The sequence below is a fragment of the Vibrio sp. M260112 genome, from assembly GCF_036533775.1.
Classification (GTDB): Bacteria; Pseudomonadota; Gammaproteobacteria; order Enterobacterales; family Vibrionaceae; genus Vibrio.
In genome coordinates, this window is the sequence record NZ_JATABH010000060.1 from 1 (window position 1) to 17761 (window position 17761).

General features: G+C 45.5%; 18 protein-coding genes and 1 pseudogene. 6 read left to right on the top strand and 13 right to left on the bottom strand.

Features of this window, described 5'->3' with window-relative positions; genetic code table 11:
* Window positions 1–227: 227 nt before the first annotated feature.
* From panE to csdA, 3 genes are read left to right on the top strand one after another with little or no spacing between them, the layout of a single operon-like run.
* Window positions 228–1115, top strand: coding sequence for a 2-dehydropantoate 2-reductase (gene panE, locus QTN95_RS17890; protein ID WP_331418439.1), 888 nt, complete (start codon window positions 228–230; stop codon window positions 1113–1115).
* The gene (locus tag QTN95_RS17895) at window positions 1115–1714 is read left to right on the top strand and encodes a DJ-1 family glyoxalase III (RefSeq protein ID WP_331418440.1); all 600 of its coding nucleotides are present in this window, start codon (window positions 1115–1117) and stop codon (window positions 1712–1714) included. Before panE ends, QTN95_RS17895 begins: the two co-directional genes overlap by 1 nt.
* A complete protein-coding gene (gene csdA, locus QTN95_RS17900; RefSeq protein ID WP_331418441.1) occupies window positions 1714–2925 on the top strand; it encodes a cysteine desulfurase CsdA in 1212 nt (403 codons plus the stop codon). The genes QTN95_RS17895 and csdA overlap by 1 nt, the downstream gene beginning before the upstream one ends.
* Window positions 2926–2955: 30 nt before the next feature.
* On the opposite strand, the gene radA is transcribed toward csdA, so the two are convergent.
* Window positions 2956–4335: a DNA repair protein RadA gene (gene radA, locus QTN95_RS17905; RefSeq protein ID WP_331418442.1), complete on the bottom strand. Its 1380-nt coding sequence runs from the start codon at window positions 4333–4335 to the stop codon at window positions 2956–2958.
* Between the two features lie 152 nt (window positions 4336–4487).
* On the opposite strand from radA, the gene QTN95_RS17910 reads away from it, so the two are divergent.
* On the top strand, window positions 4488–6827 hold the full coding sequence (locus tag QTN95_RS17910) for a PilZ domain-containing protein (protein ID WP_331418444.1): 2340 nt from the start codon (window positions 4488–4490) through the stop codon (window positions 6825–6827).
* Window positions 6828–6854: 27 nt separating this feature from the next.
* Here the strand turns inward: QTN95_RS17910 and serB are convergent, their stop codons facing one another.
* Entirely contained in the window at window positions 6855–7835 is a 981-nt protein-coding gene (gene serB / locus QTN95_RS17915) for a phosphoserine phosphatase (protein WP_331418445.1), read from the bottom strand.
* Between the two features lie 104 nt (window positions 7836–7939).
* On the opposite strand from serB, the gene QTN95_RS17920 reads away from it, so the two are divergent.
* Window positions 7940–8545: a YtjB family periplasmic protein gene (locus tag QTN95_RS17920; protein WP_331418446.1), complete on the top strand. Its 606-nt coding sequence runs from the start codon at window positions 7940–7942 to the stop codon at window positions 8543–8545.
* 203 nt (window positions 8546–8748) lie between these two features.
* Here the strand turns inward: QTN95_RS17920 and deoD are convergent, their stop codons facing one another.
* The 4 genes from deoD to deoC form a co-directional block, all read right to left on the bottom strand.
* Entirely contained in the window at window positions 8749–9468 is a 720-nt protein-coding gene (gene deoD / locus QTN95_RS17925) for a purine-nucleoside phosphorylase (RefSeq protein ID WP_005473519.1), read from the bottom strand.
* A gap of 75 nt (window positions 9469–9543) precedes the next feature.
* Complete coding sequence (locus QTN95_RS17930; protein ID WP_331418447.1) at window positions 9544–10764, bottom strand: phosphopentomutase; 1221 nt, start codon at window positions 10762–10764, stop codon at window positions 9544–9546.
* 66 nt (window positions 10765–10830) lie between these two features.
* The gene (gene deoA, locus QTN95_RS17935) at window positions 10831–12159 is read right to left on the bottom strand and encodes a thymidine phosphorylase (RefSeq protein ID WP_331418449.1); all 1329 of its coding nucleotides are present in this window, start codon (window positions 12157–12159) and stop codon (window positions 10831–10833) included.
* Window positions 12160–12251: 92 nt separating this feature from the next.
* On the bottom strand, window positions 12252–13028 hold the full coding sequence (gene deoC / locus QTN95_RS17940) for a deoxyribose-phosphate aldolase (protein ID WP_138973511.1): 777 nt from the start codon (window positions 13026–13028) through the stop codon (window positions 12252–12254).
* Between the two features lie 115 nt (window positions 13029–13143).
* Between deoC and QTN95_RS17945 the strand changes: the two genes are divergently transcribed.
* Window positions 13144–13299, top strand: coding sequence for a hypothetical protein (locus QTN95_RS17945; RefSeq protein ID WP_331418456.1), 156 nt, complete (start codon window positions 13144–13146; stop codon window positions 13297–13299).
* Here QTN95_RS17945 and QTN95_RS17950 read toward each other — a convergent pair.
* The 7 genes and pseudogenes from QTN95_RS17950 to QTN95_RS17980 form a co-directional block, all read right to left on the bottom strand.
* Window positions 13292–13462 carry a XapX domain-containing protein gene (locus tag QTN95_RS17950; RefSeq protein ID WP_138973512.1) on the bottom strand — a complete coding sequence of 57 codons (171 nt, stop codon included), beginning with the start codon at window positions 13460–13462 and terminating at the stop codon, window positions 13292–13294. The two genes, QTN95_RS17945 and QTN95_RS17950, sit on opposite strands and share 8 nt — an antisense overlap.
* Before the next feature lie 372 nt (window positions 13463–13834).
* Window positions 13835–15091: a NupC/NupG family nucleoside CNT transporter gene (locus tag QTN95_RS17955; RefSeq protein WP_331418450.1), complete on the bottom strand. Its 1257-nt coding sequence runs from the start codon at window positions 15089–15091 to the stop codon at window positions 13835–13837.
* Window positions 15092–15295: 204 nt separating this feature from the next.
* A complete protein-coding gene (locus QTN95_RS17960; RefSeq protein WP_331418455.1) occupies window positions 15296–16069 on the bottom strand; it encodes a TatD family hydrolase in 774 nt (257 codons plus the stop codon).
* Window positions 16069–16218: a DUF5363 family protein gene (locus tag QTN95_RS17965; protein WP_331418451.1), complete on the bottom strand. Its 150-nt coding sequence runs from the start codon at window positions 16216–16218 to the stop codon at window positions 16069–16071. Before QTN95_RS17965 ends, QTN95_RS17960 begins: the two co-directional genes overlap by 1 nt.
* Before the next feature lie 14 nt (window positions 16219–16232).
* Window positions 16233–17006, bottom strand: a complete 774-nt coding sequence (gene yaaA, locus QTN95_RS17970; RefSeq protein ID WP_331418453.1) for a peroxide stress protein YaaA — start codon at window positions 17004–17006, stop codon at window positions 16233–16235.
* Between the two features lie 340 nt (window positions 17007–17346).
* Window positions 17347–17484, bottom strand: a complete 138-nt coding sequence (locus tag QTN95_RS17975) for a hypothetical protein (protein WP_331418454.1) — start codon at window positions 17482–17484, stop codon at window positions 17347–17349.
* 72 nt (window positions 17485–17556) lie between these two features.
* Window positions 17557–17761, bottom strand: a pseudogene (locus QTN95_RS17980) (hypothetical protein); the annotation flags it as partial.

A 17761-nucleotide genomic window follows, 5' to 3' on the forward strand; every position in this document is an offset into this window, starting at 1 on the left:
TGAGAGTTGCTCAACAGAGAATTGATGAACTTGGTTAAGTGCTTGTCTTAGAAACATAAAAAAATCCGAGTGTCTGGAATACACTCGGATTTTGACACCTTGAAAGGATCGTTCAACCGATCATTTAAGCCTTAACTGATCGGCATTACACCTTAGGGTGCCATTTTTATTTGCTTTCTCTCTGTATAGCCTTATTCTCTTTGCCAAACCCACCGACTTGCGAACAGATGAATATTGTAGTTCTCGGCCCTGGCGCTATTGGCTCTCTTTGGGCGTCTCATTTGCATACCGCCGGACACTCGGTCTCCGTTTGGTCCAGACAAACGACCTCAACGCTGTCTATTCAACTCGAACAGTATTCTCCCGTTCGTTTTGATAACAACGTCATCGACTCACTAAGCAATGCTGATCTCATACTGGTGACACTTAAAGCACCTCAAGTAGCAAAGAGTTTAGCTTCCTTGACGCAACACATTGCCGATGAGGCCATGATCGTACTCATGCACAACGGTATGGGAACCGCAGAGAAAATATTGACCTTGCTGCCGAATAACCCACTGCTTATCGCCACAACGACTCACGGTGCGCTTCGAGATAGTCACGGCATTGTCCGCCATACTGGCCTCGGCAATACCCAAATAGGCGGATATAATATCGCAGGCAAACGCTGCGAATTCCTCGCCGAAGTGCTTCAACACAGCTTGCCGGAAGTCAGATGGAACCCAAATATCCTTAGCGCATTGTGGAACAAATTGGCGATTAACTGTGCCATCAATCCCCTATCGGCGATAAATCAAGTTCCAAATGGGAGACTTGCCGACCAGCAGTTTGCACTAACCATAGATGCAGTGGTGGAAGAAGTCGCCCAAGTCATGTCGGCAGAAGGGGTAGAAACCACCAAAGAGGAAGTTGCAGCCAACGTTCTCAAAGTGATAGAAGCGACGGCAAATAACTTATCGTCGATGAATCAGGATATTGTTCATAAACGCCAAAGCGAGATAGACTTTATCACAGGATACTTGCTCAAAAGGGCACAGTGTCATGGTATCCCTACACCAGTAAATCGTACTCTCTATGACGAAATCAAAAACATAGAACAAAGTTGGAATCAATAATGACAAAGAAAGTCCTCGTCCCTATCGCACCCGGCACAGAAGAAATGGAAGCCGTTACCATCATCGATACGATGGTCAGGGCTGGCTATGAAACCATTGTTGCGAGTGCAGATTTCGATGGTCAGTTAACCATGAAAGCATCACGAGGAGTGACACTGACTGCTGATTGCAAGTTGGTTGATATCGCTGACGATGAATTTGATGCGGTGATCCTGCCAGGCGGAGTGCAAGGCGCAGAAACATTCCGTGACAGTACGGTGCTGGTTGAAATCGTTCGACAACAAATGTACGAAGGCAAGCTCGTCGCTGCGATTTGTGCTGCACCCGCTTTAGTCCTTGCCCACCATGGTCTTTATCCCGACGCACTCATGACTTGCCACCCTAGTTTTGAAAGCCACATCCCCGCTCAAAACTGGCGTGTAAAGCGCGTGACTTACGATACCAATCATAACCTTTTAACCAGCCAAGGACCGGGGACCGCACTTGAGTTCGCGATGGAAGTAATCATTAATCTCTCAGGTAAAGCACACGCATGGAGTGTCGCAGAACCAATGGTCACTATGCCTACCTTGCAGTACCACAATCTAGGTGAAGAGTAATGTTTGATGTCCAGCAAATCGCGGCGCAGTTTCCTGCACTGAAGCAGCAGATCAATCAACAAAGGCTGGTTTATCTAGATAGTGCAGCGACTACACAAAAACCTCAATGTGTCATAGACGCCATCTCTCACTATTACAGCCAGCAAAATGCCAACGTTCACCGCGGCAGCCACAGCTTGACCGCTCAAGCCACCAGCCAATTTGAGAGTGCTCGTGAAACAGTGGCCCGCTTTATCGGAGCGAACTCAAGTAAAGAGATAATCTGGACTCGTGGGGCAACTGAAGCGCTCAATCTCATCGCTCAAACTTATGCGCGAAGCACACTCAAGCCAGGTGATGAAATACTGGTTGGTGAGATGGAACATCACGCCAACATAGTACCGTGGCAAATCGTGGCACAACAGACTGGCGCCAAAGTCGTTAAAATTCCCATGACAGCACAGTGTCAACTGGATCTCTCTGCATTTGATTCTTTGCTAAGCGCTAAGAGCAAAATCGTCGCTGTGGCTCATATCACCAACGTAACAGGGACTCGACAACCAATTGAAGAGATCATCACGCGCTCTCACACAGCAGGAGCTGTGGTGGTGGTTGATGGTGCTCAGGGAATTGTCCATGAGTCTGTCGATGTGTCTAAACTAGGTGCCGACTTTTACGTTTTCTCTGGTCATAAGCTCTATGCACCAGCAGGGATCGGAGTGCTATTTGGAAAGCAGGCTCTGTTAGAGGCGATGCCCCCTTGGCATGGTGGCGGAAAAATGGTTGAACGTGTCTCTTTTGAAGGTACGACATTTAGCGAACTACCAGGTAAATTTGAAGCTGGCACGCCTAACGTAGCAGGTGCGATCGCACTGTCCACCGCCATCGATTGGTATCGAGGATTAGATCATCAAAAACTTGAGGGGCATATTCATCACTTAGTGACTCTGGCTAAATCAGGGTTAGAACAACTTGATGATGTCCGTATCCTCGGCTACCAAGACCATTCATCGGTGATCTCGTTTATTATCGAGGGAGTCCACCATCAAGACGTTGCCACTCTACTCGATCAGCAAGCTATCGCGGTAAGAGCAGGTAATCACTGTGCTCATCCGCTTATGGATGCCCTCGGAGTTAAAGGCACCATTCGCGCTTCTTTTGCCGCTTACAACACTGAAGAAGATGTAGAGCGATTGATAAACGGTGTCGCTAAAGCAGTAGATATGCTTTAGCGAGAAGCGCTCCGGTTCTCTCGGAGCGCATTAAAGCTCATCAAACGCTTCAATCGCTTCGCTAAGCTTTTTAACCCCATGAATCTGCATTCCAGCAATACCACCTTTAGGCATATTTGCCGCAGGCACTATCGCTCGCTTAAAGCCGTGTTTAAAGGCTTCGTTAAGTCGCTCTTGACCACTTGGAACAGGGCGAATCTCACCAGCCAATCCAACTTCTCCAAACACCACCACATCCTTAGGCAATGGTCGATCACGGAAGCTAGAGAGTAATGCCATCACTAACGCTAAATCGGCACTGGTTTCTGTCACTTTTACCCCGCCGACGACATTGACGAAAACATCTTGATCCGCCATCTGAAGACCACCATGCTTGTGCAGCACTGCAAGTAAAAGCGATAAACGATTCTGTTCGAGACCAACAGCAACACGACGTGGATTAGCCAACTGTGAATAATCAACCAACGCCTGTATCTCAACAAGAAGTGGGCGTGTTCCTTCCCAAACAACCATTACCGAGCTGCCTGACGTCTCTTCCTCGCCGCGAGAAAGGAAGATTGCAGATGGATTGCTCACCTCTTTTAAGCCTTGACCCGTCATAGCGAAGACCCCCAGCTCATTCACCGCACCAAAACGGTTTTTATGGCTGCGTAAAGTACGAAAACGACTGTCAGCCCCGCCATCGAGCAATACGGAGCAGTCAATGATATGTTCCAATACTTTTGGCCCCGCCAACGTACCATCTTTGGTAACATGACCAACGATAAATACCGCGACATTGTTTTGTTTAGCGTACCGTGTGAGCGCAGTAGCAGACTCTCGTACCTGAGCCACACTACCTGGTGAAGATTGAACATCTGATACATGCATAACTTGAATAGAGTCAATCACCATAATTTTGGGCTGCTCTTTTTCAGCGATCTGACAAATTCGGTCAACATTGGTCTCCGAAAGCATTTTTAGATTATCTTTCGGCAGACCTAACCGAGAAGCGCGCATCGCGACCTGTTGCAATGACTCTTCACCAGTCACATATAAGGTCGGCATTTGTGATGCCAAATAGCACATAGTTTGTAGTAGCAGTGTGGATTTACCAGCCCCCGGATTACCACCGATAAGGATCGCAGCCCCAGGAACGACACCGCCACCCAGAACTCGATCGAGTTCTTTAAAGCCGCTCGTAAAGCGAGGGACTTCTTGCAGATCGATCTCTGACAGTGTCTGAACTTTGGTTTCCGTAGTTGAACCTGCATATCCCGATAGACGTTCGTTACGAGCAACACTTGGAGATGCTGCCAATCGGACTTCGCTGATAGTGTTCCACGCGCCACAGGCGTTGCACTGTCCTTGCCAACGTGGGAAATCTGCACCGCAGTCATTACATACGTACACTGTTTTCGCTTTTGCCATGTAACCTCAGGTCTTAAATTATGTATTTGTGACATAAACTACGACGGAAGTAGCTTATATCATCTTCTCTACTTGATTCGCAGTAACATATCACTAAAGATCTTTATATCAAGGCCGATATGAAATGAGTAAGGGATACTCTAACAAAAAATATGCAGCAGCCAGAAATACTCTCTCTCGCGGAACGTCTAATTCCCGTTTATCACTCAGAAGACTTCGATTATCTTCTCGGTCAAATGACAGAGGGGGATCCTCCTTCCGTTAAGATCCTAGTAAAAATGGAGCTTAACCGTGTTATGGCGCCTTGCACTAAACCCATCGATTTACGCGGACGAGTCAAGGGAGAGTGCCGCGAATACGAACTCGATGGTCTCAAGCACTGGTTAGATGATGTCGCTTTCAACGCCTATCATAAGAACACCCGTAAATTTGGTGGCTATACTGAGGGTGTTTGGGAAGCGCTATGTAACACCCATAATAATTTCCGCGTCATGCAAAAGCGTGGCAAGCCCCTAGGCACTGAAGTCAGCATAGAAACGAATGGCATCAACGTCGAAGCAATCACGTTAGGCTATGATCTTAAGCGTAAAGAGAACCGCCTAAAACTGTCTTCTCAAATAGAACTCAAGTTGGCCAATAGACAAGTGGTCCACGCGGTCACCATCGATCTCTCTCCTTCAGGCGCTAAGTTTAAAGTCCCTTCCGCGTTTGATTACAAACTCGGTGAAGTGATCGATGTTCGTCTAGTAGAACTGAGCAAAAATGTCGACATTGGTGGTATTGATTCCGTGATCCCATATCGCATTGTTGGAATTGATGAGTCATACGAAAACGATGCGGTTAAGTTCCTTCGCCTACTAAAGCTTGATACGTCAAACATCATTGAGCAAGTTATCGACTACGTAGTGAAAAGTGACACGCAGAAAGCTCGTCATGACAATCAAGACAAGATTATCCGTGCTCGTTCACGAGGTTTCGAGCACACCTATTTAAAACACACTTGCAACTTGCCTGTCTTTTTTAGCGGCAATGAGCTTAAGCTCGTACTGATGACGGAAAATAATCAGCCTATCTGGCAGTACTGGCATGACGAGCGCAATCAACAGACACTAAGCAGCCTTTTTCACGAGCAGCGTATGACGCAGTTAACGGCTGAAGGCATGAGAGGCAGTAATAATGTACTTTACTCGTTCACTCATGAACATAAAGATAAAACCCTCTTCTTCTCAATGATGATGCCGGAAGCGACTCGTGAATTGCGTCAGTTGTTTTGGCATATTGGAGCCAAAAAGGAGAGCTGGAAGGCATTCCGCCTGTCTGTGTTTGAGTTGTCTGAAGCAGAAAAACAGACACTGGCAAATCACTCCAGTGAGTTGGAAACAGAGTCTTTGACTCACTGCGGTATCTTACAAGAGATCGCCGACGAAAGTAGCCGACAGGACTACCTGCTAACGGATAAACCTCAGCTCGCAAGCAACGATCTCAATCGTTTTCGACATGCTCGAAACCCTAAAAGCAATCCTGCTTGTGTCTACTTTGATGCAAAATCTCGACGCAAAGAACCTAGGTATCAGTTCCGTTCCCCTATTACGCTTTCACATCCAAGTGGTGAAAGTATTGATGGCGTCAGTGTCGATATTTCCAAGCACGGTATGAGCATCGCATTAACACAACCATGCAGCTTAAAAGCGGGGGATACTTGTACGATTAACTTCAAAGAACTTCAGCTTTACGACAAGAAGCTGCCTTTGGATGTGGTGCCATACACCATTATTCGTGTCAGCCCAGGCGAAAAAACGCTCCAACTTGCTATCATTGAAGATAGCCAGATGATGCGAACTATTGCCTTTTTCGGCAAGTTAATCGAACACAACCAAGATAAACTCATCGCTAAAAAAGAGTTGCTCCCAAGTAATGAGCTATTGGAAGGTTTACACAACATCCTACTCGATAAGATGGTCAGCACGCCTCTCTACGTAGAGAAGAAAGAGGGAAGTCTCAGACCTAAAGCGATTGGAGTGAACTATCCACTCAAGTCTTATCTCGCAATCTTAGCGAAACTAGGCGATGAAAAGAGCTTCTCCTTAGCACCAATCTATAAGGGACGGACAAATACGCTGCTAGCACAACCAATGAAGCGTATCGAGGGTGCAGAGCCTCAATACCACGAACTCTACCTAGCGACAGTCAAGTTCGGCACTCGAATCCAATCTGTCGAATCAAAGCTGAGCAGTGAATTTGCCAATATCAAAGAACGCATTATGTTTATCAAAAAGTCACAAGCGATGGGTGAGTTTTATGCCATCCGTATTTGTGGTGCTCCTGTATTTGACCCGATAACAGCTTTAGTGCGCAAAGACTTAAACGAGCTGGCTCAAGTCAGCATGCATCAAGCTCGCAGCTTAGAAAAAGAGATGCATAGTATTGTTGGCTACGGTGAACTTATCGACATCACTGAAGAAGTCTTAATCCGACTGGAGTTAACTCGATAAAAAAGCGAGACAATGTCTCGCTTTTCTTTAAGGTTGAGGCTTAAAGCTAACCCGTTTCTGCTTAACTAGGATTGCAGATAGAATGCAGATTATGCCGCCCAGCCCAGCGTAACGCACGGCACTTCTTGCTTGCTGCTCTACCTTAGGTTTAGCGTGATAAGCAACACCCAATCCAGCCGCTTCCATCATCACTAGATCATTAGCGCCATCACCAACCGCAATCGTATTGTGCGCTTCAATATCATACTGCTCAGCTAATTCGAGTAGGATGTCAGCCTTCGTCTGTGCAGATACCACGTCACCAACGACCTTACCGGTTAGCTTGCCGTCGACAATCTCTAGTTGATTTGACTGTGCATGGTCTAGCTCAAGGCGCTGCTGAAGGTAATCGGAAAAGTAGGTAAAGCCACCGGATGCGATAGCTGTCTTCCAACCATACTGCTTTAGTGTACCGATCAGTTCAGGCAAATCAGGCATTAAAGGGAGTGTTTGGCGTACCTCAGACAATATAGATTCATCTGCGCCCTCAAGTTTGGCAACGCGCTGACGCAAGCTCTGCTCAAAATCGAGCTCGCCTTGCATTGCACGTTCGGTCACTTCTGCCACTTCCTCGCCAACACCTGCTAGCTTAGCGATCTCATCGATACACTCAATCTGAATTGCCGTTGAGTCCATATCGAGTACCACCAAACCCGGCTTAGTCAAATCGGGCATATCATGCAGAGCGGAATAGTCTAATTTCAGAGCTTGTAAAATTTCCTCATGCTCTGCGGTGAGCTCCCCTGCCATTAATGCAACTTCGTAGTTTCCAACTTTCCATACATCAACAACGGCATTGTTATAGCCGACGAAGAAATCAATATCATTAAACTGATCTGGGCATAGATAGTCAGCAAAAACGACCCATCCAGCTTTCGCCTTGTCAAATTGCGTTGCTAGTCGGGTTTCAGGTAAGCGGTTAATTAAAGGGGTATGTTTACGAATAGAGAGAGTCTTCAACGTGTCCATGTTTGCAATTCCTATAAAATATCCCATCACGTTAACCTATTGCAATTTGGATGCGCAAGTCTCAATATGATCTAAAGTACAACTAAGCTCGATTTAGGTGAAAAATGGACACCTCCCTATTCTCATTTCGAATGGCCATGAAGGTGCTAGGAATTGTCTCCTTAATTGCGATGGTGGCGTCTATCGCGATCAACAGCGTCAAAATAACCAAGGGCAATGAACAGATTCAGGCTAATCAGTTAGAAACGCTAACCAATATTCTGATTTCACAGGCTTCACTTTCCGCTAGCGAAATGATCGTTAATCAGGATCAAGAGCGCCTACTGAGACTGACCAATCAGTTGGCTAAAGACAATCTGGTTGTTGATGCAACCATTTATGATGCTGAGGGTGTAAAACTGGCAGCCAGTGATCAAGCCAAATCCGTTCGAGAGATGCTCGGCCTTGATACACCTCTACAGACTGCACGTATTGGTAAACAGCAACTGGTAGAACCGGTTTTGCACGATGGTTCTGTTATCGGGTTTGTGCGCATTACCTTTGAAACCGGTAAATTAACCGCCTTCTCTGATCACTATTACCGTAAAAGTGACCGCTATATGTACACCATGGTTGGTCTTAGCTTTGTGGCGGGATTGCTTCTCACACTGATCGTGCGACGCAAGCCTAACAAACGCAAAGGCGAGAATTTGTTGTTGAAGGATATGTAAGCGAGAAGCGAGAAGCGAGACAACTTTTTAAGGGCTGACACACCATGCCAACCCTTTTCCTTTAAAATCAGACAATTAGACTAAAGGATTAGCCAGCGCTGCCTGCAACTTTCGACTCGCTCATCACAAGCTCCTCTCGAAGGACGAAGTCCGATCTAGAAGCGTAGCGTTCTAAATTCTCGCAGGGCGCAGCCCGCTCTTAATTACTCTGCGTCACCTAGTAGCACTGAATCCAACGCAATGATCATCATATCGTTGAAAGTCGTCTGACGCTCATCTGAAGTCGTTTGCTCACCCGTCTTAATATGGTCAGAAACAGTACAGATGGTTAGCGCTTTCGCGCCGTACTCAGCACATACGCCGTAGATACCAGCGGCTTCCATCTCAACACCTACGATGCCGTACTTGTCCATAACATCGAACATTTCAGGATCTGGCGTGTAGAAGAGTTCTGCCGAAAATAGGTTACCTACTTTTACTTCAATGCCACGAGCTTTCGCTGCATCTTCAGCTGCACGAACCATCTTGTAATCAGCGATTGCAGCAAAGTCATGACCTTTAAAACGGATACGGTTCACTTTCGAGTCAGTACACGCGCCCATACCGATAACAACGTCGCGAACTTTAATGTCTTCGCTTACTGCACCACAACTGCCTACGCGGATAATTTTTTTCACGCCGAAGTCTTTGATAAGTTCCGTCGCGTAGATCGAGCACGATGGGATACCCATACCGTGACCCATTACTGATACTTTACGGCCCTTGTAAGTGCCCGTGAAGCCGTACATGTTTCGTACGTCACATACCTGTACAACATCTTCCAAGAAGGTTTCTGCAATGTATTTGGCACGTAGCGGGTCACCCGGCATTAGAACAACATCTGCGAATGCACCCATTTCTGCGTTGATATGTGGAGTTGCCATGATTCAATTTCCTTAGTTAGAAATGACAAAATAATAGAGGGACTAGCCCTCTATTTTTCAATTAAACTGCTTGGATTACAGGAAGTTTTTACCGTAATCCATTGGCGAAATACCAAAGTGACTCGCCAGTGTCTGACCGATGTCAGCGAATGTGTCACGTAGACCAAGAGAGCCCGCTGGAACTTTTGGACCGTAAACAATCACTGGAATGTGTTCACGAGTGTGGTCAGTACCTGGCCAAGTTGGGTCACAACCGTGGTCAGCCGTCAGGATAAGAACATCATCTTGCGCCATTAACTCTAGTACTTCGTTGATTCGTCCATCGAAATATTCTAGTGCGGCTGCATAACCCGCCACATCACGACGGTGACCGTATGCAGAGTCAAAGTCTACAAAGTTAGTGAACACGATAGTGTTGTCGCCAGCGTCTTTGATTTGCTCAAGAGTCGCTTCGAACAGCGCTGGGATACCTGTTGCTTTCACTTTCTTGGTGATGCCGCAGTTAGCGTAGATATCAGCAATCTTACCGATTGAAACAACATTGCCTTGCTTCTCTTCTACCAGTTTTTGTAGAACAGTGGCTGAAGGTGGTTCAACTGACAAATCGCGACGGTTACCAGTACGCTCAAACTGACCTTTACCAGGGCCAATGAAAGGACGAGCGATAACGCGGCCAATGTTGTAATCTTCCAGCTCTTCACGCGCAATTTGGCACAGTTCAAGTAGGCGGTCTAAACCAAATGTCTCTTCATGACACGCAATTTGAAATACTGAGTCAGCCGAAGTATAGAAGATCGGTTGACCTGTTTTCATGTGCTCTTCACCAAGATCATCAAGAACTTGTGTTCCTGATGCGTGGCAGTTACCTAAGAAACCATCTAAGCCTGCACGCTCAAGGATTCGGTCCGTCAGTTCTTTAGGGAAACTGTTTTGTTTATCTGTGAAGTAACCCCAGTCGAAAAGTACAGGCACACCTGCAATTTCCCAGTGACCAGATGGCGTGTCTTTGCCTGAAGATAGCTCGGCAGCATGGCCGTAAGCGCCAATGATTTCTGCATCAGCGTCAAGGCCCGGAGCAAAACTACCTGTCGACTCTTTATGAGCCATCGCAAGACCAAGTTTAGACAAGTTTGGTAGACGAAGAGGACCACTACGCTCTGCGTTATCCGCTAAACCTTTCTCACACTGCTCTGCAATATGACCTAAGGTGTCAGAACCGACATCACCAAAGTCTTTTGCATCTGCAGTTGCACCGATGCCAAATGAGTCTAGGACTAAAATAAATGCTCTTTTCATTGCTCTTTCCTTAGGCCCACTCAACTTTGACTATTTGTGGTGCAAGCAGGCCTTTGTGTAATTTAATTAAACGTCTTCCGCGCGAATCTGGCAGTAAACTTCTGGCGTTGCAATGTACTCACCGCCAATCGTAATTGCTTTCTTCAGCGCATCTGCCGCTTCCTGCCATTGCTCTTCACTACGTGCGTGAATAACAGCGAGAGGTTTATCATTCGAAGCTTGTTCGCCTAAACGAATAAAATGATCGAAACCGACAGCATAATCAATCGTATCAGTTGCAACTCGGCGTCCACCGCCCATCGCAACCACGGCCATACCAATTGCTCGAGTATCCATAGCAGAGACTACGCCCGATTGTTCCGCATAAACCGGCTTAATAATTTCTGCTTTATCTAGGTAGCTATCATAGTTTTCTACGAAGTCAGCAGGACCACCAAGACCAGCGACCATTTTACCGAAGCATTCCGCCGCTTTACCGTTATCAAGTACTTCCATCAGTTTAGCGCGTGCTTGTTCCGTATTGTCAGCGAGTTTAGCTAACACCAACATTTCAGCACATGACGCCATCGTCACTTCAAGAAGACGCGGGTTACGATACTCGCCAGTCAGGAACTGAACGGCTTCACGCACTTCTACTGCGTTACCAGCAGAGGAGGCTAGAACTTGGTTCATATCCGTTAAGATTGCCGTTGTCTTAGTACCCGCACCGTTTGCAACCGCTACAATAGATTTAGCTAATTCTTCAGATGCTTCATAAGTTGGCATAAAAGCGCCAGAACCCACTTTGACATCCATAACAAGCGACTCTAGACCAGCAGCAAGTTTCTTCGAAAGAATCGATGCTGTGATCAGAGAAATGTTGTCAACGGTTGCTGTGATATCGCGAGTGGCGTATACACGTTTATCGGCAGGAGCGAGATCACCCGTCTGGCCAATAATCGCCACACCAGCATCTTTAGTAACATCACCAAACACGTCATTGGTCGGCGTGATATTGTAGCCAGGAATCGATTCAAGCTTATCGAGAGTTCCCCCCGTATGACCAAGACCACGGCCTGAGATCATCGGAACGAAACCACCACATGCAGCAACCATAGGACCTAGCATAAGCGAGGTCACATCACCGACACCACCCGTTGAGTGTTTATCAACAATCGGGCCGCCAAACTCTTTGTCGCTCCAATCGATAACCATACCAGAGTCACGCATTGCACAAGTGAGTGCGATACGTTCTGGCATAGTCATTTCGTTGAAAAAGATAGCCATAGCAAACGCTGCGATCTGACCTTCAGATACAGTGTTCTTCGCTACACCTTGGATAAAGAAGTTAATTTCGTCGGCAGTAAGAATTTCGCCGTCGCGTTTTTTACGAATGATTTCTTGAGGTAAATACATTAGATCCTCCCATGCTTTTTAGCAATGGTTGTAAGGTAAAGAGGTAATGGGGAGCAGCATCAATACTGCTCCACCTGACAGACTATTTAGAATTAGTAAGCTGCAGGATCTGCAGTTTCGTCTGTTACTTCTAATGTATTAAGTAGGTTCGTCAGCAAGCTTGACGCACCAAAACGGTAGTGACGAGCATCTACCCAGTTGTCACCAAGGATTTCGTCAGCCATTGCTAAGTATGCTTGCGCATCTTCCGCAGTACGCACACCACCCGCTGGTTTGAAACCAACAGTTTGTGCAACGCCCATGTCACGAATCACTTCTAACATCATGCGAGCGTACTCTGGAGTTGCATTTACTGGCACTTTACCCGTTGAAGTTTTAATGAAATCTGCACCCGCTTTGATACAAATTTCTGATGCTTTCTTGATAAGTGCTTCTTCTTTCAGCTCACCCGTTTCGATGATAACTTTTAGAAGGATATCGCCACACGCTTCTTTACATTGCTTAACCAGCTCGAAACCCACTTCTTCGTTACCCGCCATTAGGGCACGGTATGGGAATACTACGTCAACTTCATCAGCACCGTAAGCAACGGCGGCTTTTGTTTCAGCAACTGCGATTTCGATATCGTCATTACCGTGAGGGAAGTTTGTTACTGTTGCAATGCGAACGTCTGGCGTACCTTGCTCACGAAGCGTCTTCTTAGCAATAGGAATAAAGCGAGGGTAAATACAAATTGCAGCCGTGTTACCTACTGCTGATTTTGCGTCATGACATAGAGAAATAACTTTCGCATCAGTGTCATCATCATTCAGCGTAGTTAGGTCCATTAGTTTAAGTGCACGTAGTGCTGCTGCTTTTAAATCGCTCATTTCTATCTCCGATCAATATTCAAAAAAGTTACTGCTCTGCATCGTTTGCAGAACTGCAGTCATTTATGAACGGACTTGGTTCCTTGAAGACTCGGCATATACAGCGAATTTTAATATGCCAATTGCTATCCTTGTCACCGCACAGTACCAGTTTGGTCTATGGCACAACAATCTACGATTGCGGTGTCTAACGTATATGGGCTTTAACCCAAGCAACGGTCAGTTGCTGCCAGCGCCAATCATACTCCTTGTATTAATTATCGCTAGCTAAAAAACCTTTCAATAATCCATTGATAGGCTACACCACCTAAGTACACTCCGACGATGCCCATAACGCCTGCCAAAACAGGTGGCGCAGGTACCGGAAGCTTGATGGCGGAAAACAGGACTCCAACGACAAAACCCGCTAAGGTTGCGAGGATAACTTCGTTCATAAGTTTAACCCTACTTTCTATAGATACCTACATTATAGCTATTTGTCGTAGAACTGTAGTGGCTCATAGAGCGCAAACGGTTTGTATCTCAAAAAAGATTCTGCTTAACGTTTGCTCAGTATCAAACACTGGCAAACTCAGCGAATCCCCTAGCCTAAATCAACCCTAGGCTTGTGGCTCATTCCGCTCATACCGTCGGTAATCACAGTGTGCCAAGGTCTATATTCTCCAGTACAGTGGCCGCGATACGCACTTGCTGATAGCTGATGCCTTTGACGCTTTCACTATGCCGAAAAATAAAAAAGCCCCGCAGTAACAGAGTTACTACGGGGCTTGGTAAAACGGCGTCTATATAATCTTTCGCTTACTAAATTAGAAAGATAGGAAGAAGCCAGCGATTGTCGCTGCCATTAGGTTAGATAGCGTACCAGCACAAACCGCTTTAACACCCATACGAGCGATGTCGTGACGACGTTCAGGGGCAAGGCTACCTAGACCTCCTAGAAGGATCGCGATAGAGGAAAGGTTTGCGAAACCACATAGAGCGAATGAAATAATTGCTTTCGTTTTATCCGAAAGAACAATTTCAGCGCCTTCAGCTAGGTATGGCGAGAATGCTACGTAAGCTACAAATTCGTTAGCAACGATCTTCTGGCCGATGAATGAGCCAGCAAGTGTCGCCTCTTCCCATGGAACACCGATAACAAATGCCAGTGGAGAGAATAACCAACCTAAAATTAGCTCTAAAGTTAGTTCAGGCATTCCAACCCAACCACCAATACTACCAAGCATACCATTAACTAGAGCGATCAAACCGATGAATGCAAGTAGCATTGCACCTACGTTAAGAGCGAGTTGTAACCCCATTGCTGCACCACCAGCTGCTGCATCAATAACGTTTGCGGGTTTGTCAGCGCCACCGTCGATGTCAGTACCTAGGTCTTCTTGAGGTGTATCAGTTTCGGGCATGATAATTTTGGCAAACAGTAGACCACCAGGCGCAGCCATGAATGATGCTGCTACTAAGTATTCAATTGGAACACCCATTCCAGCAAATGCTGCAAGTACACCACCTGCGATAGAAGCTAGACCACCACACATTACTGCAAATAGCTCAGACTGAGTCATTTTAGGAACAAACGGACGAACCACTAGAGGCGCTTCAGTTTGACCAACGAAGATGTTAGCTGCTGCAGACATTGACTCGGCACGTGAAGTACCTAGTGCTTTTTGTAGACCGCCACCAAGAATCTTGATAACCCATTGCATTACACCAATGTAGTAAAGTACAGAGATAAAGGCAGAGAAAAAGATTAGGGTAGGAAGTACGCGGAAAGCAAAAACAAAGCCGCCACCACCGAATATTTCAAACATTTTTCCAGAGACTAAACCACCAAAGATGAATTCAGTACCTTTATTACCATATGCAATTACACTTGATACACCATCAGAGAAGTTTTTCAGCAACTCTTGTCCCCAAGGGACATAAAGAATAAATGCACCTAAAATAAATTGAATCGCAAAAGCACCACCTACAGTTCTGAAGTTGATCGCTTTTCGATTGTCAGATAAAAGAACTGCTAATCCTAGCAGGACGATCATCCCTACAATACTCATAAACAGGCTCATAGTTTATGATTTCCTTATTAGTTATATGTTGGCGTGTTACAAAATGGAGCTTAAAAGCGTGGGCAATTATACTCACCCAACCAACGATAAAGTAATGCTACCTTCACACTTTCTTATAAGATTCATCAGTGATTCACTCAACAATGTGAACATTGTCACCATTCAATGGAAATATCGTGATTGAAGGTGCGTTATCTTTCGGATTTATTCACAAATATTGAACAGCACATGACTATTTTTCCAAACGCTTTCAGCAATCGTTTGCGTGGAGGTATTCTTTAACAATGCGAGCTCAAGCAATATTTTATTCAGGTTTTGGGGATGGTTAGGCTTGCCTTGCTCATTCATAAGTGGCATGTCGGGAGAATCTGTTTCTAACACCAAAGCATCAAGCGGTAACTGCGCTATCGCTAAACGCGTTTTGTTGGCTCTTGGATAAGCAATCACACCACCGACACCGATATAAAAACCAAGCTCAACAAACTGCATTGCTTGCTGATAGCTACCAGAAAAACCGTGCAATACACCGCCAAACTTGAACTGCTTCTGCTTAATAATCTGTAGCAAACGGTTATGCGTTTTGCGGCTATGTAAAATGAGAGGTAGCTTAAACTCGATAGCCAGTTCGACTTGCTGAACGAAAAGCCGATCTTGCAGTTCCATGTCGACATCAATCATGGCATCTAAACCACACTCTCCTACCGCGACACATAAATCCTGTTGCCGTTCTAATAGTAGACGCAATTCGGTAACTTGGTGCTCACTTTGCTGATTTAAAAATAAAGGGTGCATTCCAAGCGCGTAGTAGACACCGGTGTGGTGCTCTGCAAGAGATATCACTTTTTGCCAGTTAGACATGCCTATTGAAGGCAATAAGACGCGCTCGACTTGATGCCTTCGAGCCGTTTCTAAATGGTCAGCAAAGTGTTCAGAAAAGCACTCAAAATCAAGGTGGCAATGCGTATCAAAAAGGCGCATCATCGCTGCGCCTTTTTGGTAGTTTCTATTGAAGACTGTTCTGGTTCACTTCGGTAAGGAACACAGCTACGTTTATGCTCTGGTGTCAATCCCAATGACAAACACCACTGATCATACTTGGCTAACCATCGCTTAAACCAGTTCAACATTTCAGTGCCTTCTATTACTGTTCTTCTCGTTTGAAAACTAACTCTGTTGGTGTTGACTCATCTTCAACAAAGTAATAGCCCGCAGTGTCAAATTTCGTTAAATCAGCCACACTAGAGATACGTTGCTCAATGATATAACGCGCCATCATGCCCCGTGCTTTTTTGGCGTAAAAACTGATCACTTTATACTGGCCGTTTTTACAATCTTTAAAGACAGGCGTGATCACCTGCGCGTCCAACAACTTAGGTTTTACTGCTTTAAAATATTCATTTGATGCTAAGTTGATAAGTACATTGTCACCTTGGGCAGTAATCGCCTCATTGAGCTTATCGGTAATCACATTACCCCAAAACTGGTACAAGTTGCTCCCTTTACCATTGGCGAGTTTGGTGCCCATCTCTAAACGGTAGGGTTGCATCAAATCAAGTGGTTTTAACAAGCCATAGAGACCCGATAGCATACGCAGATGTTTTTGCGCGTATTCAAAGTCCTCTTCACTTAGTGACTCCGCATCCAATCCCGTGTACACATCCCCTTTAAACGCCAGAATTGCTTGGCGTGCGTTGTCAGTCGTGAACTCTTCACTCCACTCTTGAAAACGGCCTACATTCAAATCAGCAATCTTATCGCTGACCTTCATTAAGCTGGCGACATTGGCAGGAGTCAGCTTGCGACAAACATCAATTAACTCTTTGGAATATTCAACTAACTCCGGCTGAGTAAACTTCTCAATAGCCAGAGGAGATTCATAATCTAACGTTTTCGCAGGAGAAACGACAATTAACATGACTTTATACTCTATCCATTTATCTGTTTTATTGAGTTTAGGGTACAAAAAAACACCCTTAACATAAAGTGATAACAGCGATGTTTATCAGGCCCGAACAAGTACCTTGATACAAACACCATTATTAAACCAGCTGATGAAAACAGCCAAAAACCAGATTGATAAATAGCATCATCTTCTACGACTAATAAGAACAACGGGAATAGTGAGCCAGCCAATATCGCTGTGCACCACTCAATTAAGTGACTATACTTCCCCTCTCCACCTATATATTCCCAAGAGTACGCTATCTCAGCGTTATAAAGTTGCTCCTTAAGAGATGCTATGCATTGATCATTATTCATTGGTCGATTCTCACTTCAATAAGACGAGTGCCAAATTCTTTTGGCGCAGGCTCTACGGTTAAATCACCTTGTTTTTTACCTGACGCTATATAGCCCAGTTGTTGATGCTTTGAGGCTTGCCAGTTAAACGGCATGCTAACTAACAATGTAATGGTATCGTCCGTGCTGCCACCCAAATTTAATCACTCTGTGAGAAAGCGAGAGCGTTACTCCGTAGCACTCTCTTCATCTTGCTGATAAATCGGGTGCTTATACTTATCATTCAGCTTTTTTATTTCGACTATTTCAATTTCAGGAAAAGCCGACTGTAGATGAGAAAGTAACGCTGTTTTTTGATCAAGCGTCGAAATAAAAACAGTCCCTATATAGTCTAATGTTTCTCGATTAGGGCTTCCAAATGACAGCACTGAG